Annotated in this window: 15 protein-coding genes; 7 read left to right on the forward strand and 8 right to left on the reverse strand. The window is 65.4% G+C overall.

All coding sequences use genetic code 11. The annotated features are described in order from the left end of the window. The 5 genes from WS61_RS03705 to WS61_RS03725 form a co-directional block, all read left to right on the forward strand. Window positions 1-3,429 (forward strand): S-layer family protein (locus WS61_RS03705; protein WP_179949651.1); only part of this gene is annotated, 3,429 nt, incomplete at its 5' end. 108 nt (window positions 3,430-3,537) lie between these two features. Then, entirely contained in the window at window positions 3,538-4,257 is a 720-nt protein-coding gene (locus WS61_RS03710) for an OmpA family protein (protein WP_059499288.1), read from the forward strand. A gap of 244 nt (window positions 4,258-4,501) precedes the next feature. Next, window positions 4,502-7,411, forward strand: coding sequence for a YadA-like family protein (locus WS61_RS03715; protein WP_059499289.1), 2,910 nt, complete (start codon window positions 4,502-4,504; stop codon window positions 7,409-7,411). Window positions 7,412-7,732: 321 nt separating this feature from the next. After that, window positions 7,733-11,167, forward strand: a complete 3,435-nt coding sequence (locus tag WS61_RS03720) for a hybrid sensor histidine kinase/response regulator (protein WP_095211584.1) — start codon at window positions 7,733-7,735, stop codon at window positions 11,165-11,167. Window positions 11,168-11,347: 180 nt separating this feature from the next. Further along, window positions 11,348-13,552 (forward strand): alpha-galactosidase, encoded by a 2,205-nt coding sequence (locus WS61_RS03725; protein WP_257126856.1) that lies wholly within the window; start codon window positions 11,348-11,350, stop codon window positions 13,550-13,552. Window positions 13,553-13,697: 145 nt separating this feature from the next. Here the strand turns inward: WS61_RS03725 and WS61_RS03730 are convergent, their stop codons facing one another. Next, entirely contained in the window at window positions 13,698-14,372 is a 675-nt protein-coding gene (locus tag WS61_RS03730; RefSeq protein WP_034209221.1) for an HAD family hydrolase, read from the reverse strand. Window positions 14,373-14,571: 199 nt separating this feature from the next. Here WS61_RS03730 and WS61_RS03735 point away from each other — a divergent pair, with 199 nt between their 5' ends. Beyond that, entirely contained in the window at window positions 14,572-15,756 is a 1,185-nt protein-coding gene (locus WS61_RS03735; RefSeq protein ID WP_059499291.1) for a sugar transporter, read from the forward strand. Here the strand turns inward: WS61_RS03735 and WS61_RS03740 are convergent. The 7 genes from WS61_RS03740 to WS61_RS35540 form a co-directional block, all read right to left on the reverse strand. Continuing rightward, window positions 15,753-16,943, reverse strand: a complete 1,191-nt coding sequence (locus WS61_RS03740) for a helix-turn-helix domain-containing protein (RefSeq protein WP_257126857.1) — start codon at window positions 16,941-16,943, stop codon at window positions 15,753-15,755. The two genes, WS61_RS03735 and WS61_RS03740, sit on opposite strands and share 4 nt — an antisense overlap. 165 nt (window positions 16,944-17,108) lie before the next feature. After that, complete coding sequence (locus tag WS61_RS03745) at window positions 17,109-18,236, reverse strand: NAD(P)-dependent alcohol dehydrogenase (protein WP_059499292.1); 1,128 nt, start codon at window positions 18,234-18,236, stop codon at window positions 17,109-17,111. Between the two features lie 14 nt (window positions 18,237-18,250). Beyond that, a complete protein-coding gene (locus WS61_RS03750) occupies window positions 18,251-19,720 on the reverse strand; it encodes a benzaldehyde dehydrogenase (protein ID WP_059499293.1) in 1,470 nt (489 codons plus the stop codon). 459 nt (window positions 19,721-20,179) lie between these two features. Further along, window positions 20,180-21,115 (reverse strand): SDR family oxidoreductase, encoded by a 936-nt coding sequence (locus WS61_RS03755; RefSeq protein ID WP_059499294.1) that lies wholly within the window; start codon window positions 21,113-21,115, stop codon window positions 20,180-20,182. 137 nt (window positions 21,116-21,252) lie between these two features. Continuing rightward, window positions 21,253-21,849 carry a Crp/Fnr family transcriptional regulator gene (locus WS61_RS03760; protein ID WP_257126858.1) on the reverse strand — a complete coding sequence of 199 codons (597 nt, stop codon included), beginning with the start codon at window positions 21,847-21,849 and terminating at the stop codon, window positions 21,253-21,255. Between the two features lie 425 nt (window positions 21,850-22,274). Next, window positions 22,275-22,508, reverse strand: a complete 234-nt coding sequence (locus WS61_RS35140; RefSeq protein ID WP_179949652.1) for a hypothetical protein — start codon at window positions 22,506-22,508, stop codon at window positions 22,275-22,277. Window positions 22,509-22,645: 137 nt separating this feature from the next. Next, entirely contained in the window at window positions 22,646-23,371 is a 726-nt protein-coding gene (locus WS61_RS35540; RefSeq protein ID WP_257126859.1) for a DUF6678 family protein, read from the reverse strand. A 225-nt stretch (window positions 23,372-23,596) separates the two neighbouring features. Here WS61_RS35540 and WS61_RS03765 point away from each other — a divergent pair, with 225 nt between their 5' ends. Then, complete coding sequence (locus tag WS61_RS03765) at window positions 23,597-24,733, forward strand: muconate/chloromuconate family cycloisomerase (RefSeq protein ID WP_059499295.1); 1,137 nt, start codon at window positions 23,597-23,599, stop codon at window positions 24,731-24,733. Window positions 24,734-24,753 lie beyond the last annotated feature (20 nt).

Genomic DNA, 24,753 nt, shown 5'->3' on the forward strand with positions numbered 1-24,753 from the left:
AACGCGGGCGTGGCCGACACGGACGCGGTGAACATGAGCCAACTGAAGGGTTCGGGCCTGATCGGCGACGACGGCAAGTCGCTTGCCGCCGTCACGTACGACGACGCTTCGAAAGGCACGATCACGCTGGGCGGCGATCCGTCGACCGGTGGCACGCAAATCAAGAACGTCGCCGACGGCGTGGATGCCAACGATGCGGTGAACCGTTCGCAGCTGGATGCGCTGCAAGCGTCGACCGGCGAGCAGATCGCAACGGCAACGCGCTACTTCAAGGCGAACGGCCGGAACGACGGCACGGACGACGCGTCGGCGACGGGCGGCCGTGCGGTGGCGATCGGCGCGAACGCGAACGCAGCGGCGGGTAGTTCGGTTGCGCTGGGTGCCAACGCATCGACGAGCGGAACCTCGGCGCTCGCGCTGGGCACGGGCGCGAGCGCATCGGCGATGAACTCGGTGGCACTGGGCGCGAACTCGGTCGCGAATCAGGTCGGCGTGGTGTCGGTGGGCAACGCGGGCGCGGAGCGCCGGATCGTCAACGTCGGCGACGCGCAGAGCGGCACCGATGCGGTCAACCTGCGCACGCTGGACGCAAAGCTCGCGACCAACACGACCGCGACGCTGAATCAGGTCAACGATCAGGTGGCGCAAATCAAGTCGACGCTGGATGCGATGCCGCAGACCACGACGGACGGCGGCTACTTCGTGGCGGACGGGGCTGGCGACGGCAGCGATGCGCCGACGGTCACGCCGGGCCAGGGCGGCCTTGCGGCGGGCGCAGGCGCGGTGTCGAGCGGTTTCGGCGGCGTCGCGGTCGGCACGGCCGCGCGAGCGACCGGTACGCAGGCGACAGCGCTCGGCACCGATGCACAGGCGTTGAACGGCAATGCGACGGCCATCGGCGGCGGTGCAACGGCGAACGGCAGCTCGAGCGTGGCGATCGGTTCCGGCGCGACGACTGCGGCCGGCGCGGACTTCGCAACGGCGATCGGTTCGCTGGCTAGCGCAGCCGGCGCGAGTGCGGTTGCGATCGGCAACGGCGCAAATGCGGTCAGCCAGAGCCTGGCGATCGGCACGAACTCGGCCGCGACCGGCAACAACTCGACGTCCATGGGCTATGGCGCGATGGCGAGCGCCGGCAACTCGGTCGCGCTGGGCGCGGGCTCGCGGGCGGACCGCATCAACTCGGTGTCGGTCGGTGTCGTCGGCGGCGAACGCCAAATCGTCAACGTGGCCGAGGGTACGGCCGGCACCGATGCGGTGAACGTCGACCAGATGAAAAAGTACGTTGCCGATAACGGTGGTGGCGGTACGCCCAACGCGGTGGCGTACGACGATGCGTCGCAGGATCGGGTGACGCTGGGCGGTGCGAACGGCACGACGCTGACGAACGTGGCGGCAGGCGCGGTAACGGCGACGAGCAAGGATGCGATCAACGGTTCGCAGCTGCACGGCACCGCACAGAGTGTGGCCGATTCGCTGGGCGGCGGCTCGACCGTCGACGCGAGCGGCAACGTGACGAACCCGACGTACTCGCTGGCCGATCCGGCGGATGCATCGCGCAAGCAGGACTACCACAGCGTGGGCGATGCGCTGGCGAACCTCGATGGCCGTGTCGTGGACAACACGACGCACATCACGGTCATCCAGAACCAGCTCGCCGATTCGGGCCTGGTCGATCCGGCAACCGGTCAGTCGCTCGCAGCGGTCACGTACGACCGCAACGCGGACGGCGCGCCGAACTACGGCTCGGTGACGCTCGGCAACGGTAACGGCCCGGTGCGCGTGTCGAACGTCGCGGACGGCGTCGCACGTAACGACGCGGTGAACCTTGGCCAGCTGCAGGACGCCGGTCTCGTCGCGCCGGCCGATCCGGGCAACCCGGGCACGCTGTCGTCGCTCGCCGTCACGTACGGCAAGAACACCGACAGCTCGGCGAACTTCGATCAGGTCGTTCTGGCCGGCAAGGGCGGCACGACGATCACGAATGTGAAGGCGGGCGCGGTGAGCGCCACCAGCACGGACGCGGTGAACGGCGCGCAGTTGCACGGCGTGGCGCAAAGCGTGGCCGATTCGCTCGGCGGCGGTTCGACGGTCGATGCGGACGGCAAGGTGACGAGCCCGACGTATGTGGTCAACAACCAGACGTTCAACAACGTCGGCGACGCGATCACGAACATCTCGGACAGCCTGGCGGACGGCTCGATCGGTCTGGTCCAGCAGGACGAGACGACGCGCGACATCACGGTCGCGAAGGACACGGACGGTACTGTCGTGAACTTCGCCGGCACCGCGGGCGACCGTGTGCTGACCGGCGTGGCCGCAGGCGCGGTGAACGCGACGAGCAACGACGCGATCAACGGTTCGCAGCTGTACGGCACGGCGCAGAGCGTCGCGGACGTAATCGGCGGCGGCACGACGGTCGACGATGACGGCAAGCTCGTGGACACGGCGATCGAAGTGAACGGGAACAAGTACAAGACCGTTGCCGAGGCAGTCCAGGCAGCGGCCCAGTACGGCGCGACCGATTCGCTCGCGGTGCGTTACGACCTGAAGGACGACGGCACGCCGAACTACGGCTCGGTGACGCTGGGCGGGACGGGCGCGGCGCCGGTGGTGCTGACCAACGTTGCTGACGGTGTGAACAAGTACGACGCGGTGAACTTCGGCCAGTTGAGCGACTTGCGCGACCAGTTCAGCGGTCTCGACGATCGTGTCGGCGCCCTCGAGCAGAATCCGGGCAATGGCGGTGGTGGCGGCGGTTCGGGCGACAACCCGTACTTCGCCGGCACTGATACCGGCGCGCGAGACGAAAACCCCGCCAACGCCGGTACCGGCACGGGCAACACGGCGGCCGGCTCGGGGTCGAACATCGGCGGTGGCGCGAATAACGGCACCGTGATCGGCTCGGGTTCGAGCGTGTCGAAGGACAACGGCACGGCGATCGGCTCGGGTGCATCGAGCACCGGCGAAGGCGCGACCGCGATCGGTTCCGGCGCGAACGCGTCGGGCAACCAGTCCGTCGCGATCGGCTCCGGCTCGGTGGCGAACGAAGCCAACACGGTGTCGTTCGGCAACGGCACCGACGAAGGCAACCGTCGGATCGTCAACATCGCGGACGGTATCAACGCGAACGACGCAGCGTCGAAGGGGCAGCTCGACCGCGCAGTGGGCGGTCTGCAAGGGCAGATCAACGACGTGTCGAAGAACGCGTACTCGGGCATCGCGGCAGCCACCGCGCTGACGATGATTCCTGGCGTCGATCCGGGCAAGACGTTGTCGTTCGGCGTCGGCGGAGCGACCTACAAGGGCTATCAGGCAGTGGCGTTCGGCGGCGAAGCCCGCATCACGCAGAACCTGAAGATGAAGGCCGGCGTGGGTCTGTCGAGCGGCGGCAATACCGTCGGCGTGGGTGCGTCGTACCAGTGGTAATCGCGCAGGGCGGGGCGGTTCGCGCCGCTCCGCCCGTGCGACACCGCATCACGCGTTTCCATCTTTCCAATTCAATTCTGTCGTCCGCCTCTGGGCGGACGTTTCACCATGACCATGAAAACTCTGTTGTTGCGCGCTGCTTCGATCGGCGCGATCGCGATGGCGCTCGGCGCCTGTACGACCCAATCGGGGCCGACCTACGACATTCGTGCGGTGTCGATTCCGGGCAAGCCGGACAACGTGTTCCGCGTGAGCTGCGACGGGCTGCTGGGTAGCGTGAATTCATGTGCCCGCGCGGCAGAGGAGTTCTGTCAGGGCAAGGGTTTCACGCCGCTCGAGATGATTGACCGCGTGCGCAGCAATGCACCGATGAAGGATCCGCGCGAGATCACGTTCATGTGCGGCAAGCCGCAGCCGGTCGTGCAGCCTGCGCCGCAGGTACAGCCGCAGCCCGCGCCGCAGCCTCAACCGGCCCCGCAGCCGCGCCAGATACTGCTGCAAGGCAATGCGAACTTTGCGACGGACAGCGCAGTGCTGACCGTCGGCGCGCGCCGCACGCTGGACGAATTCGTTCGCGCTAACCAGGCGAACACCTTCAATCGCGTGACGGTGATCGGCTATACCGATTCGACCGGATCGGAAGCACATAACCTGAGGTTGTCCGAAGCACGCGCACGATCCGTCGTCACGTACCTGCGCACGAAGGGCCTGCGCGCCGAGCAATTCGACGCGCAGGGCATGGGCGCAGCCGATCCGGTTGCACCGAACGAGACGGCGGAAGGGCGCGCGCAGAATCGGCGCGTGGAAGTGCGAGTCGAGATTCGGTAACGCTCGTTGCGCGATGCGGGCTGCTGCCCGTCCTCGATACGGCCTCGCGCGAAGGATGTGCGAGGCCGATTTTTTATGCGTGATATTCGCGCATTTCTCTGCGGTAGCGCCTGCGATACACGTCTAGCAATGCAGGACCGGCCCTACAGAGCCGGAGTCGGCAATTCAGTTTCGGACGACAGACCGGCAGACTGGCTATCCCTACCATTCAATCGTCTACCTGACAACTTGAAAGGAATGGGAAATGAACAAGACTTACCGCAATATCTGGAACGCCGCGACGGGCACATGGACGGCGGTCGCCGAAACGGCGAAGTCGCATTCGAAAGGAGTGGCGCGCGCGGCGCGCAAGGTCGTGGTCGGGTTTGCAATCGGCAGCGCAACAGTTGGTGGCGCATTCGCGGCCGATATCTGCATGACGGAAGACCGCTTGCCTGGTTCGCTTACCACGGCTGCAGAATGCACGCCTGCCAATGTCAGCGTATCAGCGACGGCCCCCTCTACACACAGTATCGGTGTGTTGGGCACGAACGACTATACCGCTGGCGGCGGGACGATCATCCAAAACCCGTCTACGACCGACAACAATACGGTGATTGGTGCCGGCTCAACGATCAATGGGCAGAATGTGGGGGTATCGAATGCCACGGCAATCGGCGGGGCAACCGTTCGCAATGGCGCTATCGGTGGGCTTGCTACCGGCGCGATTGGTATTGGTAGCGGCGCCGTGGTGGATGGTGGTAATTCGATCGTTATTGGCGCAGGAGCGCGGAACGGCAACTCCGGTTCGATTGCGGTCGGTGCAAACAGCGTTTCGACCGGAGGTAACGGAACTGTCTCTTTCGGGACTGGTGCCTACACCAGTGCCAGCGGTGCTGTAGCACTCGGCAGCCGCGCTCGCACCACTGGGAAGAATTCCGCCTCGGTGGGCGCCGACACTGGAACAAGCCGCGCAGAGGTTTTCTCGGTCGGCAATGATGTTGCGACCAATGCGGACGGCAGTGCACGGACGCTTTTCACCCGCCAAATTGTCAACCTTGCCGCGGGCACGCAAGCTACCGACGCGGTCAACGTGTCGCAGCTCGAACCTGTCGTGTCCGCACTCGGCGGAGGCGCGTCGATCGACCCGAATACGGGCGCCGTCACCGGCCCGAAATACAATCTCGTAAACGGCGGTGGTCAATCCACCGTCGGCGACGCGCTGTACGCGCTGGACGGTCAACTGACCATCGCGAAGAACGATATCGAGACGAACCGGTCCGACATCACGAACATCAATCAGCAGATCAACGACCTGTCGAGCGGCACGCTCGGGCTTGTTCAGCAGTCGGCACCCGGCGCGAACCTCACGGTCGGCGCGAACACTGACGGCACGACAGTCGACTTTACCGGTCAGGACGGCGAGCGGAAACTGACGGGCGTGGCGGCAGGTGAGGTCTCGGCTTCCAGCCTGGACGCGGTGAACGGCTCGCAGCTGCATGGCGTGTCGGAAAGCGTTGCCTCGGCGATCGGCGCGGGTTCGACGGTGAATCAGGACGGCACGATCACGGCGCCGAGCTTCACGGTCGGTGACGGCAATGGCGGCTCGGCTACCTACGACAACGTCGGCGACGTGGTGACGAACCTCGATGGCCGCGTGACGACCAACGAAGGCGACATCAAGACGCTGGCCGATCAAATCGGCAACGGCACGGTCGGCCTCGTGCAGCAGGACGCAACGTCGCGCAACATCACGGTTGCCGCGAACACCGACGGCACGACGGTCGACTTCACGGGCACAGCGGGCGAGCGCAAGTTGACCGGTGTGGCGGCAGGCGAAGTCGCAGCCGGCAGTTTTGACGCGGTGAACGGCTCGCAGCTGCATGGCGTGTCGGAAAGCGTCGCATCGGCGATCGGCGCGGGCTCGACGGTCAACGCGGACGGTTCGATTTCGGCACCCACCTTCACCGTCGGCGATGGCAATGGCGGCTCGAACACGTATCACAACGTCGGCGACGTGGTGACGAACCTCGACGGCCGCGTGACGACCAACGAAGGCGACATCGTGAAAATCAACAACCAGCTCGAATCGGGGCAGATCGGTCTCGTTCAGCAGGATCCGACGACGCGCGCGATCACGGTCGGCGCGGCGACGGGCGGCACGTCGGTGGACTTCGCCGGCACGGCCGGTCCGCGCACGCTGTCGGGTGTCGCGAATGGCGTGAACGACAGCGACGCCGTGACGATCGCGCAGCTGAAGGCGACGGGCCTGATCGACTACACGGGCAAGGAACTCGCGGCCGTGGTCTACGACGGCATCGACCTCGACAGCGTGACGTTCGGCGGCTCGATGGGCACGAAGCTGCTCAACGTCGCACCGGGCCGGATCGAGTCGGGCAGCATGGACGCGGTGAACGGCGGCCAGTTGTACGCGATGCAGCAGGACTTCGAGAACCGGTTCTCCGACCTCGGCGATCGTGTCTCCGATCTGGAAGCTGGCGGCATTCCCGGCAACCCGGGCGGCCCCGGCGATGGCTCGGGCAATATCGATGCGCCGGGCAGCGGCGAGAGAAGCGTCGAGGTCGGCGCCGGCTCGGAGGCGTCGGGCAAGGACAGCGCGGCGATCGGGCACGAAGCGAAGGCTTCGAGCGACGGCAGTACGGCAATCGGCAGTGGCTCGAATGCATCGGGCAGTGGCGGCACGGCGATCGGCAACGGTTCGAATGCGTCGGGTGCCGGCAGTACCGCGATCGGTCAGAACGCGAACGCCACCGGTAACAACTCGGTTGCGCTCGGTGCGGGCTCGGTCGCGGATCGCGACAACGCGGTGTCCGTCGGTTCGGCCGGCAACGAGCGGCAGATCACGAACGTCGCGGCCGGCACGGCGCCGACCGATGCGGTCAACGTGCAGCAGATGCAGAACTCGGTACGCAGCGCCCGCCAGGATGCAATGGGCGGCGTGGCAGCGGCGATGGCCGTGGCCGGACTGCCGCAGTCGACGCAACCGGGGCGCACCTTCGTGTCGATCGCGGGCAGTACGTACGGCGGCGAATACGGTTCGGCACTCGGTGCGTCGTACATGACGCGTGACGGCAAGTGGACGGTCAAGGCAGCCGTCAACACGAGCAGCCGCGGTGAAGTCGGCGCGGTGATCGGCGGCGGCTTCTACTGGTAAGTCGCGGGCCGGACGGCTTGCCGGGCAGTTGCCCGGCAGCTGAACGGCCAACGATTCACCGGCCCCGTGCTCACGGCGTTCGTGAATGCGGTAGCCACGCCACAGCAAGCGCCCGAAGCAATTCGGGCGCTTTTTTTCATGCGCGTTGGGCATACGTGACGAGCCCCGAACGCAAGTTGCCCAGCAACGCTCACCGAGCCTCATCCTCAGACATGCACGGTCCGGCCGGACCGTGCATGTCTGAGAAGGGCTCCCACGATCTACCTCTCGATCCGGCAGTGCAATACGCCAGCCGGACGTGGACGTTACTCGAGAATTCTCATGCTTGAACGTCTTTCTTTTCGTTCGATGTTCCGTTTTCCTAAAAGCCGCGCCAAAGCGAACGCGGGCGAGTTGCACCTGCTCGGCCGCTACCAGAAGCGACTGCTCTACGGTGGCGGCTTCGCGATGACCGTGACGATCCTGCTCGCCGTAATGATCGGCGCGGCAGCGGCGATCCGCGCGTACATCGCGGACAGCCGCTCGACGTTCCTCGCGCACAAGGCGCTGCTGCTGGTCGAAGTGGAAACCAAGCAGGCAGCGATGCGCCGTGGTGTCTACAACGCGGAACTGCTGTGGGTCGACCGTCGTCGCCCGCGCGACGCGCTCGTCAAGGAATTCGCGGAAAAGGGCGGCCGGCTCGTCGTGCAGTCGAGCAAGCACGTCGATCCGCAACTGCTCCTGGGCGAGATGGCGCACGGGCAGCGCGCGTCGGACTATGCCGACTATCTGGCGCTCTTCGAGGAACAAGCCTATTCGACGAGCGCGAGCGCGAAGCAGCGCGGCCAGGCGATGTCCGGCTATGCGTTCAATGTCGACGACACGTTCATCTCGATCGTGCCGCCGCCGCCCGGCGGCAATCCGGTTGCGTCGCTCGGCGCGAAGGACACGACCGGGCTGATCCGCGAGGTGGCGCCGTCGATCGGCGATCTCCGCGATCCGGACTACGACCGCATGTTGTTCGAATCGCGCAAGGTGTTCTGGCTACCGCCGTCGCGCGATCCGCTGACGGGCGTCGAATCGTTCCGGCTGGTGCAGCCGGGGTTCGAGCATGGCAAGCCGTTCGTCGTGTTCGTCAGCGACCTGCCGACCGACGTGCTGCGCAGGAAGCTCGGCGAGGTGCCGTACGACGGCGAATTCCTGCTGCTCGATCCGGCCGGCAAGGTGATGCTGGAGGCGGACATCGATCGCGATACCCACGAGCGCCTTGCCGAGCGTGTGCAGCAGCTCTCCGGATGGAAGCATGCGTTTCAGCGCTTCGATGCGCGGTACGAGAAGGGCGTGTTCACGATCGGCGAGCGCCTGTCCGATACCGGCTGGGCGCTCGTCTATGCGTATACGTGGCGCACGGTCGTCAACGCGTTGTTGCCTGATCTGGCGATCCGGGCCGTAGCGGCATTCGTCATCATCGCCTTGATGTGGGCGTTTCTGCTGTACTTCAATCGCACGGTCTTCAAGCCGCTTTATCGCCGTTCGAAGCAGGTGTTCGAAAGCGAGCATCTGAACCGCTCGATCATCGCGATGGCGCCGTTCGGGCTTGGGCTGCTGTCGGTTCGCACCGGCGACATGATGCTGGAGAATGGTGTGATGGCGCGGTACCGTGGCACGGCGGATGCGGCCGACGGCGCATCGCCGCTGCATCTGCGGTTCCTGGAGATCTTCAAGCGCTGGCGGCAGGCTCATCCGCACGAAGCATTGGCTGGGCCGCTCGATGCCGAGCTCGTGGTCGAAATCGACGGCCAGATCAGCGAACTGGCGGTCAGCCTCGTCAAGACGCGCTATCAAGGCGAGCCGGTATTGTTGTGCGGGTTCTCCGACATCACCGCGCGCAAGCATACGGAACGCAAGCTCGACGAGGCGCGGCGCGCGGCAGACGAAGCCAATCGCGCGAAATCGACGTTCGTCGCGACGATGAGCCACGAGATCCGCACGCCGCTCAATGCGATTTTCGGAAACCTGGAGCTATTGGGCCGATCGCCGCTGTCGGCGCTGCAGCGGGATCGGCTCGCGACGATCACGTCGTCATCGCACGCGCTGCTCGGCGTGATCAACGACGTGCTCGATTTCTCGAAGGCCGAGTCCGGACAGATGAGTGTCGAGACGATCGCATTCGACGTCGTCGACGTGGTCGAGCAGGTGTGCGTGATGTTCGCGCCGATTGCCGGCGACAAGGGCATCGAACTGGCGTGCCGCTTCGATCCCGAATTGGCGCCGCGCTATCTTGGCGACCCGGTCCGGATCCGGCAGATCGTCGCGAACCTTACCAGTAACGCACTGAAATTTACCGACGACGGGCATGTCGCCGTCGACGTGCGCGAGAACGGAGGGCGGCTCGAGATCGCGGTCAGCGATACGGGCGTCGGCATCGCCCCCGAACGTCACGCTTTCATCTTCGATGCATTCACGCAGGCGGATGCGACGATCGCGCGCCGCTTCGGAGGCACGGGCCTGGGGCTCGCGCTGTGCAAAAGGATGACCGACCTCATGGGCGGCACGCTCACGGTGGATAGCGCGCCGGGGCACGGCAGCACGTTCGTGCTGTCGTTATCCGGGCGGCATGCGCACGAAGCGTCGTTCGAGCGGCGCGGCGCGTTTGCGGGTCGCCCGAATGTCGCGCTGGTGTCGGTGGCCGTGGGCTGGCGCGACAGCATCGCGCAGCACCTTGCATGTTGGGGTATCGACGCGGTACTCGTTTCCAGCCCGGCAGAGGTGCCAGACAGCTGCGACACCGTGATCGTGTTCGGCCATCTCAGGCCGTGGCCCGTTTCCGATGAGGAAGCGCTGGTGCAGCGGGTGCAATGGACGATCGACGCATCGCCCGACGGGCCGCGCACACCGGTCGTGCTGGGGCCACGCGTATCTGTTTCGTGCTACGCGATCGGAGGGCTGCACGCGGCGTTGGCGCGTGTGCTCGGTCAGCCTGGCGATATCGACGCTGCCGAGCCGGCCGACGAACTGCATGAAGCGCCTGTTCGCGCAAAATTGCTCGTGGTCGAGGACCATCCGGTCAACCGGGCATTGCTGAAAGACCAGTTCGACATGCTGGGCTACGACGCGGATCTCGCGGAAAACGGCCTCGACGCGTTGCGACGCATGAGCGAAACGCGTTACGACCTCGTGATGACCGACCTGAGCATGCCGGTGATGGACGGCTACCGATTGACCGCCATCCTGCGTGGGCGGGGCGACGCGCTGCCGATCGTTGCGATCACCGCGCACGCGTCGATGGAAGAGATCCGGCGCTGCGAGGCAGTGGGCATGTCAGAGGTGCTGACCAAACCGATGTCGCTTGCCCAGATCGATGCGGTCGTGCGCCGGCAGGTCAAGCGCTCGCACCGGTCCGAACCGTCGGATGATGCCGCCGACGGGGCGCCGGCCGTGCTGTCGCACCTGCATGGCGAACTGCGCGATCTGCTCGCGGAGACGACGACCGACGCGATTGTCCAGACGCGCGCCGCGATCGCAAACAAGGATATCGAAGCAATACTGCGGCATGTGCACGCGATCAAGGGCGCATTTGCGATGGTGCAGGAGCATGCGATAGTCGCGATCTGCGCCGAAATCGAGGCGCAGGGCCGTGCGGGGCATGTTGACGCGATAAGCGGGTTGCTGGCGAGATTGTCGGACGCCGTGAACCTGCTGCTCGGCGCATGCATCGATGGGATCGGACAGCAAGACGACGCTATCCACGCCGGTGGGAGCGGTCCGGCAGCATAAGACTGTCAACCGAAATTGATTGAATCGCTTGAATAATTGCATCTTTCGGATTGCTTGCGGAAATGATCCCAGTATCTGGCCGCGCGTCGCAAAGATTGAATAAACGCCAAGGAACTCACTAATCTGCGAACGCGTGCCGCACACACGGGTACGCGCCACTCAAATAATCTGGAGACGCAGATGAATTTGAAAAATAAGTTAGGAATATTGACGGTCGGCATGCTGCTGGCGGCCGGCGTGATATCCGGGTGCGGCGGTGACGATACGAGCCCCGCCTCCGTCAGTAGCAGCGTCGCGATGGCGGCTACCGGAGCCGGCGGTATCGAGACGGCCGCGACGTCCGACGGTGGCACGACGATGGACGCGGCACCGGCCGCGCGAAAGCAGATCGCCGTGAATCCTCCGCCGATGGGCTGGTCGTCATGGAACAGCCTCGCGGAAGATGTCAGTTTCGATACGATCAAGGCGCAAGCGGACGGGTTGGCCAAGCTGAACGAAAGCATTGCGTCGGGCAACAAATACCAGTATGTGAATATCGACGAAGGCTGGTGGACTTCCCGAAAGCGCGACGCGAACGGCAACTTCATCATCAACGTCGACATGAACGGCAATCCCACCAACCAGTGGCCGGGCGGCATGAAGGCGATGGCCGACTACATTCACGGCAAGGGGCTGAAGGCGGGCATCTATATCGACTCCGGGCCGCAGGGCTGCGGCAGCACGAACGGCGTGCACTTCGTCGGCAGCGATTACGCGCACTACGATCACGATTTCCTGCAGTTCGCTCAATGGGGCTACGACTTCGTCAAGGTCGACTGGTGCGGCGGCAGCGCGGCCGGATACGATCCGCAACAAGCGTATACGGCCATTTCGCAGGCCATTCAGAAAGCCTACGCCGCTACCGGAAAGCTGCTGGTGCTGAACATGTGCGACTGGGGCACGTTGGGCAAGAGCGGTTATCCCGATGCAGGGTTGGGGCCGTGGGCCTGGGGCGCGGGGATCGCCACGTCGTGGCGTACGACGGGAGACATCTACGGCCCCGGAAGCGGCGTTCCGAAGTTCAGCTCGGTGCTGGGCAACTTCAACGGAAACTATCATCCGGAAGGGCAGCACACCGGCTACTACAACGATCCCGACATGATGGTTGCCGGCATGGGCATGACGGCGGCGAACGATCTCGCTCACGTGAATCTATGGGCGATCGCCGGCGCGCCGATGATCCTCGGCAACGATCTGTCGAAGCCGCTTTCGAGCGACAGCGTGACCCTGCTCACCAACCCCGAACTGATCGCGATCGACCAGGATGCGCTGGGATTGCAGGGATTGAAGGTCGCGGACGCCAACGGGCAGCAGATCTGGGCGAAGCTGCTGGCCGGCAGCGGAAGGCGTGCGGTCCTGCTGCTCAACAACGGCGCCGCGGCGAGCCCGATGACGGTGACGTGGAAGCAACTGGGGCTGGCTGCGGGCACCCGGGCCACGGTGCGCGATGTCTGGGCGCACAAGAATCTCGGCACGGCCGCCGACGCCTATACGGTCGCGAGCGTTCCGGCAGGAGGCACCGTGATGCTGGTGCTGCGCGGCAAGGACGCGCCGTCGTCCACGTTCCTGCCGAGCACGCTGTCGGGGGGCGCCGCGTATGCGAATTGCATCGCTTGTGCGGGCGGCAGGAAGGTCACGGGGCTGGGCACGGTGACGTTCGACAACGTCGCGTCGTCGACGGTCGGCGGCTTCGTCCGGATCGCTTACCTGAATGCCGGGCCGGAAACCGCCAAAGCGCAGCTCGGCGTGAACGGCGGCAATCCGACGACGGTGGCATTTCCGCCGGCCGGCGCGTCTGTCGGCACCGTGACGGTATACGTCGGGCTGAAGTCGGGGCTGAACACGTTGACGCTGTCGAGCCTGGACGGTGCCACGCCGGCGCCCGAGATCGCGTCCGTTGCCGTGGTGGCCGGGCCTGTGAAACTGCCGCCCCCGCCTCCGCTGGCGTACGAAGCCGAGGCGCCCGCCAACACGCTCGGTGGTGCGGCGCGCGTTGCGTCCTGCAACGGCTGCTCGGGCGGCCAGGACGTCGGCTACATCGGCAACGGCGACGGAACCAGCAACGGCACGCTGACGATCAACGGCATCAGCGTGGCGGCGAGCGGGACGTATAGTGTTTCGATCAGCTATGCGAATGGCGATGGGGCGCCGCGTAACGCACTGATCAGCTTCGACGGTGCGCCGCCGGTCACGATATCGTTCCCGTCGACGGGCGGCTGGGGGAACGTATCGACGCTGACGGTGACCGGCACGTTCCAGCAGGGCAGTGCGAACACCCTGCGATTCTCGAACCCCACGGGCTGGGCGCCGGACATCGACGGCATCGCCGCTCCGGTGAAGCAGTAACGACGATGCGCGCGGCCTGCCGATTCAGGCAGGCCGCGCCTTCACGTCGAGCTTGTCGCCCACGTAAGCTGTCGGAAACTTGCATGCGCTTGTCGCACCGACCCTCGTGTGGGCCGGTTGCCGACGTCAACAGGTCGCCCGGCGCTCAGGGCCGCGCCGCCACCTCGTCGAGGTGCCACAGCAGGTCCGCCGGATCGTCGTACACGCGCAGCGCACCGGCGCGTTCCAGTTCGTCGCTGCCATACCCGCCCGACAGCAGGCCGACGCCGAGCGCGCGGCAGCGGGCGGCGGCGAGCATGTCCCAGATGCTGTCGCCGACCACTACCGTATGCTCGATCGGCACGTTCAGCTTCGCGGCGGCGGTCAGGAACAGGTCCGGGTCCGGCTTCGCATACTTCACCTGATCGCGCGTGACGACCACGTTCTTCGCCGGATCGACGCCGAGCGCCTCGAGATTGATCGCCGCGGTTTCCATCCGCCCGCTGGTCGCGATCGCCCAGCGGATGCCCGCATTCGACAGCGCGGCCAGCAGCTCGCGCGCGCCCGGCAGCGGCCGGACCTGCGCGCGCAGCCGCTGGTACGCGGCCGCATGCAGCCGCGCGAGCCGCTCGACGCGCGCCGCGTCGATGTCGCCGGCCGTCTCGCGCAGCAACTGATTCAGGAACAGGCCGCCGCTCATCCCGATCTTGCGGTGAATGCGCCACACCGACAGCTCGATGCCTTCGGCGTCGAGCGCTTCTTTCCACGCGAGTACGTGCTGATAGACGCTGTCGACGAGCGTGCCGTCGAGATCGAACAGAAATGACGTTTCAATACGCATGCGAATCTCCTGGCCCGGTAGCGTTCGGGCAAATCGTCGGCAAAACACGGTTCGTTACATTATCGGCGCGCGGCCGTGTCACCGCCATGTCCCGCGTCGCACGCGCCGCGCCCGCGGCAGCGTGTCGAACGGCGCTGGTACAATCGCGCCGATGCGCCAGGCGGGCCGCCCGCGCGCCCAACTTTCGCCGAATTCCCGTATGGCAACCCCCGACGCCGTCAGTTCCGAACAATCGTGGTGGGGCGTTCTGGCCCTGGCACTCGCCGCTTTCATCTTCAATACCACCGAATTCGTGCCCGTCGCGCTGCTGAGCGCGATCGGCGACAGCCTGCAGATGCAGCCGACCGCAGTCGGCCTGATGCTGACGATCTACGCATGGGCCGTTGCCGTCGTATCGCTGCCGCTGACGTTCGTCACGCGTCACGTCGAGCGCCGCAAGCTGTTGAGCGTCGCGCTGCTGGTGTTCGTCGGCAGCCACGTCGTGACCGGCGTCGCGTGGAATTTCACGGTGCTGATGATCGGCCGGCTCGGCATCGCGTGCGCGCATGCGGTGTTCTGGTCGATTTCGGTCCCGCTCGCCGTGCGGCTCGCGCCGAGCGACCGCAAAAGCCGTGCGCTCAGCCTGCTCGCGATGGGCTCGGCGATCGCGATGGTGGCCGGGATTCCGCTCGGCCGCGTGATCGGCGAGGCGTTCGGCTGGCGCGTCACGTTCCTGATCATCGCGGGCGCGGCGGGCGTCGCATTGCTGCTGCTGCGCGCCACGTTGCCGTTGCTGCCGAGCCAGGGCGCAGGCTCGCTGAGCAGCATCGGGGTGTTCCTGCGCAAGCCGGCGCTGGTCGCGCTGTACGCGATCACCGTGCTCGTCGTGTCCGCGCACTTCACGTCGTACACGTACATCGAACCGTTCGTGCAGAGCGTCAACCATGCGAGCAGCAGCCGGATCACGTACGTGCTGATCCTGTTCGGCGTCGCCGGCCTGCCGGCCGCGGTCTGCTTCAATCGCCTCTATCCGCACCGGCCCGACGATTTCCTGCTGGCGTCGATCGTCGCGCTGTCGGGCTGCCTGCTGATCCTGTTCCCGTGCGCGCTGAACGTCGTCACGCTGTCCGTGCACACGCTGGCGTGGGGCGGCGCGATCGTCTGTTTCGGGCTGGCGATGCAGGCGTGGGTGCTGAAGCTGGCGCCGGAGGCGACCGATCTGGCCGTATCGATCTATTCCGGGCTGTACAACGTCGGCATCGGCGCCGGCGCGCTGCTCGGCAACCATATCGCGGGCGACTTCGGGCTGCCGTGGATCGGCACCTTCGGCGGCGTGGTCGCGATCTTCGCGGCCGGAATCGCGTGGCTCGCGTTGCGGCTGCATGAGCGGCGGGCAGCGGCTTAGGGCTTCGTCCCGAATCGTCGATGCGGCCCGTCGTGCCGGATCCCCGCCGCATCGAGCTGCCGAAGTTTCGCGTACAGCGTCGTGCGTGAAATGCCGAGTTGCCGCGCGGCCGCCGACACGTTGCCGTCGTGCTCGTCGAGCGCCCGGCGGATCGCATCGAGCGACTGTTCGTGCAGGCTCGCCTGCGGACTGGCGGCCGGCGCCGCGTTGCATACGTCGGCGGCTTCTTCGAGCACATCGGCCTGACGCGCGGGCGTCGCGCGATCGAGCGGCGCACGCACGGTGCGCACCCATACGTGGCTACCGTCGTCGCGCGCGATCCGCTGCGGCGTGCGCGATGGCGTCAGCAAGCGACGCTGCTGCGCGGGCGTCGCGCCGGGAAACAGTTGCCGGAGATCGTACGGCCCGAGCGGCCCTTCCGGCGCGAGATCGAGCATGCGGCGCGCCAGCCGGCTCACCGCGCGCACGCGGCCCGCTGCGTCGAGCGCGACGACGCCGGCGAGCGGCGTGCCGAGCCAGCGCGCGTCATGCTGAACCTGCAGCAGATGGCAGTCGCGCAGCATCGCATAGAGCCGCTGCTCGGCGGACAGCGACGCGTGCCGGAACGACTCGCGCAACTGCGCGACGTTGCGCCGGCCGACGCCGGTGATGTCCAGCGCGCCGATCACTTCGCCGTCGAAGCCGACCAGCGGCACCGCGAGACAGAACACCCGCGAAAACGCGTCGAGATAGTGCTGCGCGCCCGCGACGACGGTTTCGGCGCCGTCGTGGATCACGCAGCTCGGGGCGGTCGTGCCGATGTTCGGTTCGACGATTCGGCGTCCGGCGACGATCGGCGTGAGCAGCGCGTCGTCGCATTGCGGGCTGCGCCGCGCATGGACGATCGTGCCGTGCGGATTGACGCACATGATCGTCCATTCGCTGCCGCCGAATGCGGCCCACAGCGGTTCGATTTCCTGCGCGACGCAGCGGATCAGCCGCCGGTCCGCGCGCGATTCGTCGAGTTCGCGCTGCATTTCATAGCGGGCGGCTTGCCACGGCCGCAGCCCGGCGTCGCGCGAACGCAGCCACGAGCGCGCGACGCTGGCCGGCAAGGCCGTTTCCGGCAGCGGCTCGCCCGCGGCGAAGCGGGCGCGGAGCCGGTCGAGGTCGACCGGCCGTGAAAGGGATTCGGGGGCTGGCTTCACGCTGCGCTCCAGTTGGGTCGATGTCCGGGCCGGTGTTGCCGGCCCGGCGTGTCGCGCGAATGCGTAATATAGCCCGGTGCCCGAAGCCGGGTATTTTCGTTCCCGGCAACGGCGCCCGCCGCATGGCGCCGACTGGCGTCGGCGGCCGGCCGGCGGTGCCCCCAACTAGTGCGGCAAGCGCAGGATCGGCTTGAGCGTGCTCCCGTCGCTGCTGTCCGCCGCCGCCTGGTTGATCTGGTCGAGCGGATAGAACTTCACCAGCCGGTCGAACGGAAACCGCCCTTGCAGGTGCAGTTGCACGAGCTGCGGGATGAACGTCTGCGGCACGCTGTCGCCTTCGACGATGCCGCGGATCGTGTGGCCGCCGAGCAGCAGGCTGTTCACGTCGAATTCGGCCTTCGTGCCGAGCTTCGGCGCACCGACCACGCCCATCGTGCCGCGCGAGCCGAGCGCTTCGATCCCTTGCGACAGCACGGCCGGCAGCCCGGTCGATTCGAGCGCGAAGTCGGCGCCGCCGCCGGTGATCTCGCGGATCGCGTCGACGACGTCGACTTCCTGGCTGTCGATCGCGTGCGTCGCGCCGAGTTCGAGCGCCAGCGCGAGCCGCGACGGCACGATGTCGACGGCGATGATCGTCGTCGCGCCCGCGATGCGCGCGGCCATCACGGCGCTCATGCCGACCGCGCCCGCGCCGAAGCTCGCGAAGCTGCTGCCCGGGCGCACCGCGAGCGAATGGATCACCGCGCCGGCGCCGGTCTGGATCCCGCAGCCGAGCGGGCCGAGCAGCTCGAGCGGCGCTTCCTTCGGCACCTTGATCGCGTTGTTCTCGCGCGCGAGCGCGTAGCTCGCGAACGACGACTGCGCGAAGAAATGATCGTGCAGCGGTTGCCCCGCTTCGTCCCGGATCGCGGTCTGCCCGTCGGCGTCGGCGCCGCCGAAATTCAGCGCGAAGAACTGCCGGCAATACGCGCCGTGACCGCCGACGCACGACGTGCAGTGGCCGCACGCGCCGTAGGTCAGCACGACGTGATCGCCCGCGGCGAGCGTCTTCACGTTCGGGCCCACCGCCTCGACCACGCCGGCGCCTTCGTGACCGAGCACGGCCGGCAGCGGCACCGGATAGTACTGGTCGCGCACGATCAAGTCGGTATGGCACAAGCCGGTCGCGACGACGCGCACCAGCACCTCGTCGCCGCGCGGCGCGCGGATCCGTGCCGCTTCGATCGAGAAGGGCGCGCCGGCGGCGCGCGCGACGGCCGCGGTGACGGCGCGTGTATCGTGTTCGGTGTACATGGTCGGTCTCCTCGTCAAATCGGATAGAGCGGCGCTTCGCCCTTGATCGTCAGCCACTGCCACTGCGTGAATTCTTCCCAGTTTGCCGCACCGCCGATGCTCGAGCCATTGCCCGACGCGCCGACGCCGCCGAACGGGTTGATCGCCTCGTCGTTGACCGTCTGGTCGTTGATGTGCAGCAGCCCGGTGTTCAAGCGCTCGCCGATGCGTAGCGCGCGGCCGACGTCGGCCGACAGGATCGCCATCGACAGCCCGTATTCGGTCCGGTTCGCGAGCGCGATCGCGTCTTCGTCGGTATCGAACGGCACGACGACTGCCACCGGCCCGAAAATCTCCTCGTCGAAAGCCGGATTGCCCGGCGCGACGCCGCTCAGCACGGTCGGCTCGAAGAACATGCCGCGATGGCCGCCGCCCGTCTCCACGCGTGCGCCCGCGCGGCGCGCCGCGTCGACCAGGTTCGCGGCATGGTCGCGTTGCGCGGCGTTGATCAGCGGGCCGAGGCCGACGTCGCCGGCGGCCGGGTCGCCGACGCGCAGGCTGCGCGCCTTCTCGACGAGCTTCGCGACGAAGCGGTCGTGAATCGCGCGCTGCACGAGCACGCGGCCGGTCGCCATGCAGATCTGGCCTTGATGCAGGTACGCGCCCCATGCGGTGTTGGCGATCGCGCGGTCGAGATCGGCATCGTCGAGCACGATCAGCGAGTTCTTGCCGCCGAGTTCGAGCGACACCTTCTTCAAGTGGCGGCCCGCCGCTTCGCCGACCTTGCGCCCGGCCGCGGTGGAGCCGGTGAACTGGATCATCGCGACGTGCGGATCGGCGACCAGCGCCGCGCCGGCCGCGCCGTCGCCGGGCAGCACGTGCAGCACGCCTTCGGGCAAGCCGGCGAGCTCGAACACGCGCGCGATCGATACGCCGCCGCATACGGCGGTGCGCGGATCGGGCTTCAGCACGACCGCGTTGCCGAGTGCGAGCGCGGGTGCCACCGCACGCATCGCAAGGTACAGCGGGAAGTTGAACGGCGAGATCACGCCGACCACGCCGCGCGGGCGGCGGCGCGCGAGCGACAGCCGGCCGGCTGCGGACGGCAGCACTTCGCCGGCCGCGCGCGATGGCAGGCCGGCTGCTTCGTGGAGCGCCTTGATCGTGACCGACGTTTCGAACGCCGCCTTCGCGCGCGTCGAGCCGCTTTCGCGTACGAGCCAGTCGACGATTGCGTCGAAGTGCGTTTGCGCGACGGCCGCCGCGCGGCGCAGGACCGCCGCGCGCTCGTCGTAGGGCAAGGCGAACCATGCGGGTTGGGTGCGGTGGGCGGTGGCCGATGCTTCGGCGATGGCCGCGCCGTCGGCGAGACCGATGCGGCCAAGCGTGTTGCCGGTCGCCGGTTCGATCACGTCGGCCGCGTGCGGGCTCGCGTGCCAGCGGCCGGTGAAGGTCTTGCCGCGCCAGACGTCGGGGTCGAATAGGGCGGGGGTGTTGCTATCCATGTGCGCTCCTGTGGAATTCGGATCGGCCGGGGCGGGGGGTTTGCTTGGGTGCTGGCCGGCATGCGCGGGAGGGTAGGCGGGGGTGGAGTGGCGGGGCTATCCGGGTTTCTTCCCACGCGCGGAGGGCGCGTGGATTGGGAGGTGTTTGCGATTATGTGTGCGGAAACTGAACAGTTGCTGTGGAGTTTTTGCCGCATGCTGTCGGATAACACGCAGATATCGTTGTGCGGTACGACCTATTCCGCGTCTGAAGGCTCGGCGCGCAGCTGCGCCGAGCCAGACGTATGCGCTTCATGCTTCTTCGGCGCGGCGGTTGCCGACCCATTGCAGCCACACACCCGACTCCGGCGAATGCTTGCTTTACTGCCAACTTCGGTCGTCCTGCCTACAAGCGAACCATTGAGGTGGAACTTACTGCCCCTTCTTTGGACGTCAGAGCAGTCTTTCTGATTCCGTCGCTTACTCATTTCTCGCCAACTCGACCTCCCCCATTGCCAGTGCCTGTTTTAAGAGAAGTGCATTGCGGATCCCGCGTGGCAAGACCGCCAAGAACGCAGCCATTAGGCCATGGCGCCAGTGGCCATGGGACGTCAGCGCGTGCCCCAGTTGTGACAGCGCAGCATGTGCGGCCTGTTGTGGAGGGATGGTGATGGCCGCTGGTTCGGTGCCTGCAGCCATGGCCGTGGCCATTACGGTGGGCTGGAAGGACAGCACATCCAACTGATCGCGATACTCATAGGCCAGTGGAATGCTCAGGTGGTCGATAAATGCCTTGCATGCCCCATAGAGCTGAGTGCCAGGCCAGTAAAATCGGCCGACGATGGAGCCCACGTTCAACAGCGCCGCACGCCGTCCGGTGGACGCGGCATGGCGCAACAGGAGCGGAAGCAGCGTGTATGTCACGATGGCCGTTGTGCTGACATTTACGGCCAGCAAATGGCGCAGGGTCTTGGGCGGTACATCGCCATAGCGCCGATGCACCGTGGTGCCCACGCAATTGATGAGCACCGACAAATCAACATCCTGGGCAACAGCGACCAGGGATTCGTAGGTTTGCGGGGCGGTGTTCGACAGGTCTGCTGCCACAGTGCGAACTTGAACGCCCAGCGCCTGCATTTCCTCTTTTAATCGGTCGAGTTTGGACTGCGTGCGCGATACCAGAATCAGGTTGAAGCCGTGGCGCGCCAGATCCTGTGCGAAGGCTTTGCCCAGTCCATCGCTGGCCGCGGTGATGAGCGCCCAGCTTCCGGGGCCAAAACGCTCGGCCAGGTGCTCTCCATTCAACCGCTGTGGTAGCCAAAGATAGAGCCAAAGCCAGCGGGCCAGCCCAACCAGTGCCCAGATTAAAAGTGCCGCGCCGCCCAATTGCAGTACAACAGACGCATCAATCGCCATCGAAGGTTCTCCGGAATATGTGGGAGTCGTTATACCGTCGCTCTACTTCCGTCAGGGAGATACGCTCGATGAGGCCCAACGAAAGTCGTGATGGGCCGATGGTGCGCGGTCGATGCAATGCTGTCATTTACAAATGTTCAGAACGCCTGTGATCCCGGGCCGGATTTCAGTCTTCGCCGAATGCGGCTCAAATGCACCGGGGTCACGCCCAGATAGCCCGCCAGAATGTGCAGCGGAATCCGTGCGAGCTTGTCCGGCTGGGATACCAGCATGGTCTGGTAGCGCTGTGTCGGCGTTTGGGCGATGGCGGTCGTGTAAAGATTGATGTACTCGACGAGTCGCTGTTGCGTGAGCGCCAGCAGTTCGGACGGCATGGTCGCATGGGACTGAAACTTGGTCAGCACCGTATCCCGATGCAGCACACGCAACTGGCATGCTTCCATAGTGATCAGTTCAAGTCCGCTAGGGCAACCGCTCAGCATGCTTTCCAGCGAGCAAACCATGTCATCTTCGAAGAAGAACTGAACTGTAGTTTCCGCACCTTCGGCATTGCGCACACAGAGACGCACTGCACCGGACTGAATGAGGTACAGGTATTTGGCGACCTCGCTCGCACGCAACAGTGGCTTATTGGCATCGACATGGACGTCTTCGCCGAATTCCAAAAAATAGTCGCGTAGGACAGTGTTTACGTGCATGAGTCGCAATATGGCACAGGCCAGATCGAGTCGCAAATGCCGTACTCATGACGGCGAGGGAGACATGTTAAGACGATGGATCAGCCCTTTTGAATCCATTGCTGAGACCTGAAGTAGCGCTCGCGGGGCGAATGCTCGCGAACGTGATCAAATTGGACATCAACCTGCCAGAGTAAAGGACAGCTCTTGGCCGATGGCTGGCCCAGATCGAATCCCGACGAGTCGTTGGAATTCTCTACTCCCCAGCCACCCCCGTATTCGGCTCTCCGATGATCGCGCCCATTTCCGTTCGTGCCTTTTGCGGCGTTTTTCCTGTCCATGCGTGGAACGCCCGAGCAAAGGAATTGGAATCTTCAAATCCCAGTAGAAAAGAGATCTCGGCGCCGCGTATCAGCGGCCGGTTTGGTGGCAGCTCCTGGTCGTACTGAGTCCCAGGACGATGCCCGACGTCCCGGATGCAGTCACTTTTGATGCCAATCATCGCGACCGATGCCATAGACGCAATCACATTCGTCGTATGCCTCGTCGATTGACATATATAAATGATCAGAGGTCGGAAATGGCGCGTCCAGGGATTCGTACCGCATCAGTAGAAAGACTCCGCCGTCGAGTTCTTCAATCGCGACTTTCGCGGTCGTGCCCTGGCTTTCCCCTCGGCCATCAAGGGATTTCCGTGTTGGTGCCCAAATCAGCATAAGCGGCTCGTATTCGTTGAACGCAGTGTTTTCAGGTGCGTCGATCAGGGGTTGTGCATTTGCCTCCCAGGATTGTCGACGGTCTAGGCAATCTATCGACCAACTTGAACTGGCAGACTCTCCTCCGTCCCTGTTGGTCAGAGCGATGCTTCTGGCGGAAAATCTTCATAAGACTTCGGGGCATAGCCCCAGACTCTGGCAACGCCACATCTCGCCTCAAACTCCAAGCCAATTTCTGTGAGCTTACTCAAGATAAGCACTGAGTGATCGATCGTCTCGTGCCTGACCAAAGCCTGCTCACGCAATCCGATATCAATCCACTCAACTCCCACGAATGGAAACGGCAGGTGGTAGAACCACTCGACATCATATGCGGATACATGGCCATTGACCCACTTTGAACGGTAGGAAGGTCGCCACCCGTCCAGACCGCGCATGAAAGAAATTAGCTCGTTCCATTTCGTGTCATTGGCCAGCGCCCCTGCAAACTTGTTGCGCACTTGGGATTGAATTTTTGCCTTGTTGATACCACGTGGCACGGCATCAGCCATAGGAAGCTTTGATTGCATGTACTCACCTGATTCAGTCGCGGGACGCGATACGCTTTCACACGATTGTCGACTATCTAAGCACCGGAGTCGAGTGACTGAAACTGGCCAATAGCTGCCGTCGATTTCTGATGAACGATAAGCATCGACGACGAAGATCGATAACCGCTTATCCACTTCCTTCCTGTCGTTCGGGGAAACCAAAACCGAACGCCGGCGCGTCCCGCACCACCGTTTTCCCATCAGGAAAACCCTGATCGACCCAGGCCGGCCGCCGATTTCGGCCGGTTTTCCCGCTGCAGAAAGCAGCTGCATCGCGCTCTCACCCAAGCGATATCCCACCCCCCGCAACCCCGCTCCAGCAAGCCTTCCAGCCCGCATACCTAGCCAGATCAGGTATGGTGCAACGCAATATTCCGCATGTTGACCGCGATTTCCATACCCATCAGGTATCAAAAATCCCGACCAAAAGTATTGGACGCTCCATTTCCCCGCCGCGTATAAATCCGTCCCATGAACTCCCCCCACGCAGCGTGCCCCATGTCCTCCGCCACCATCGAACGCATCGAAACCCGCCTCGTCGATCTGCCGACGATCCGTCCACACAAGCTGTCGGTGGCCACGATGCACGGCCAGACGCTGATGCTCGTGAAGGTGTTCTGCAGCGACGGCGCGATCGGTATCGGCGAAGGCACGACGATCGCCGGGATGGCCTACGGCCCGGAAAGCCCGGAAGCGATGAAGCTCGCGATCGACGCGTACCTCGCACCGGCGATCGTCGGCAAGGACGCCACGCGCGTCCAGACGCTGATGGCGTTCGTCGGCAAGCTCGCGAAGGTCAACCACTTCGCGAAGAGCGCGCTCGAAACCGCGCTGCTCGACGCGCACGGCAAGCGGCTCGGCGTGCCGGTCAGCGAACTGCTCGGCGGCCGTCGCCGCGATCGCCTGCCGGTCGCGTGGACGCTCGCGTCGGGCGACACGGCCACCGACATCGCCGAAGCAGAACGGATGCTCGACCTGCGCCGCCACAACGTATTCAAGCTGAAGATCGGCGCGAAAGCGCCGGAAACGGATATCCGCCACGTCGCCGAGATCAAGAAGGCGCTCGGCGATCGCGCGTCGGTGCGCGTCGACGTGAACATGGCGTGGAGCGAAACGCAGGCCGCCCGCGCGATTCCGGCGCTCGCCGATGCGGGCTGCGAGCTGGTCGAGCAGCCGGTGGCTTCCGCCGCGGCGCTGGCGCGCCTGATGCGCCGCTTCCCCGTTGCGCTGATGGCCGATGAAATCCTGCAAGGCCCCGACAGCGCATTCGAGATCGCGAAGCATCACGGCGCGGACGTGTTCGCGATCAAGATCGAACAGAGCGGCGGCCTGTTCGCCGCGCAGCGCGTGGCCACGATCGCGGACGCGGCCGGCATCGAGCTGTACGGCGGCACGATGCTCGAAGGTGCGTTCGGCACGGTGGCGTCCGCGCACCTGTTCGCGAGTGTCGCGAACCTGCAGTGGGGCACCGAGCTGTTCGGGCCGCTGCTGATCACTGAAGAAATCCTGACGCAGCCGCTGGATTACAGCGACTTCGAACTGACCGTGCCGGACGGCCCCGGTCTCGGCATCGCGCTCGACGAGGACAAGGTCAGGCGCTTCACCCGCGACGGGCTGACGAAAGTCGTGCGGTAATCGGGTCAGGCAAAGACCGT

This window comes from Burkholderia sp. ABCPW 11, assembly GCF_001523445.1.
In the GTDB taxonomy this organism is placed as follows: Bacteria; Pseudomonadota; Gammaproteobacteria; order Burkholderiales; family Burkholderiaceae; genus Burkholderia.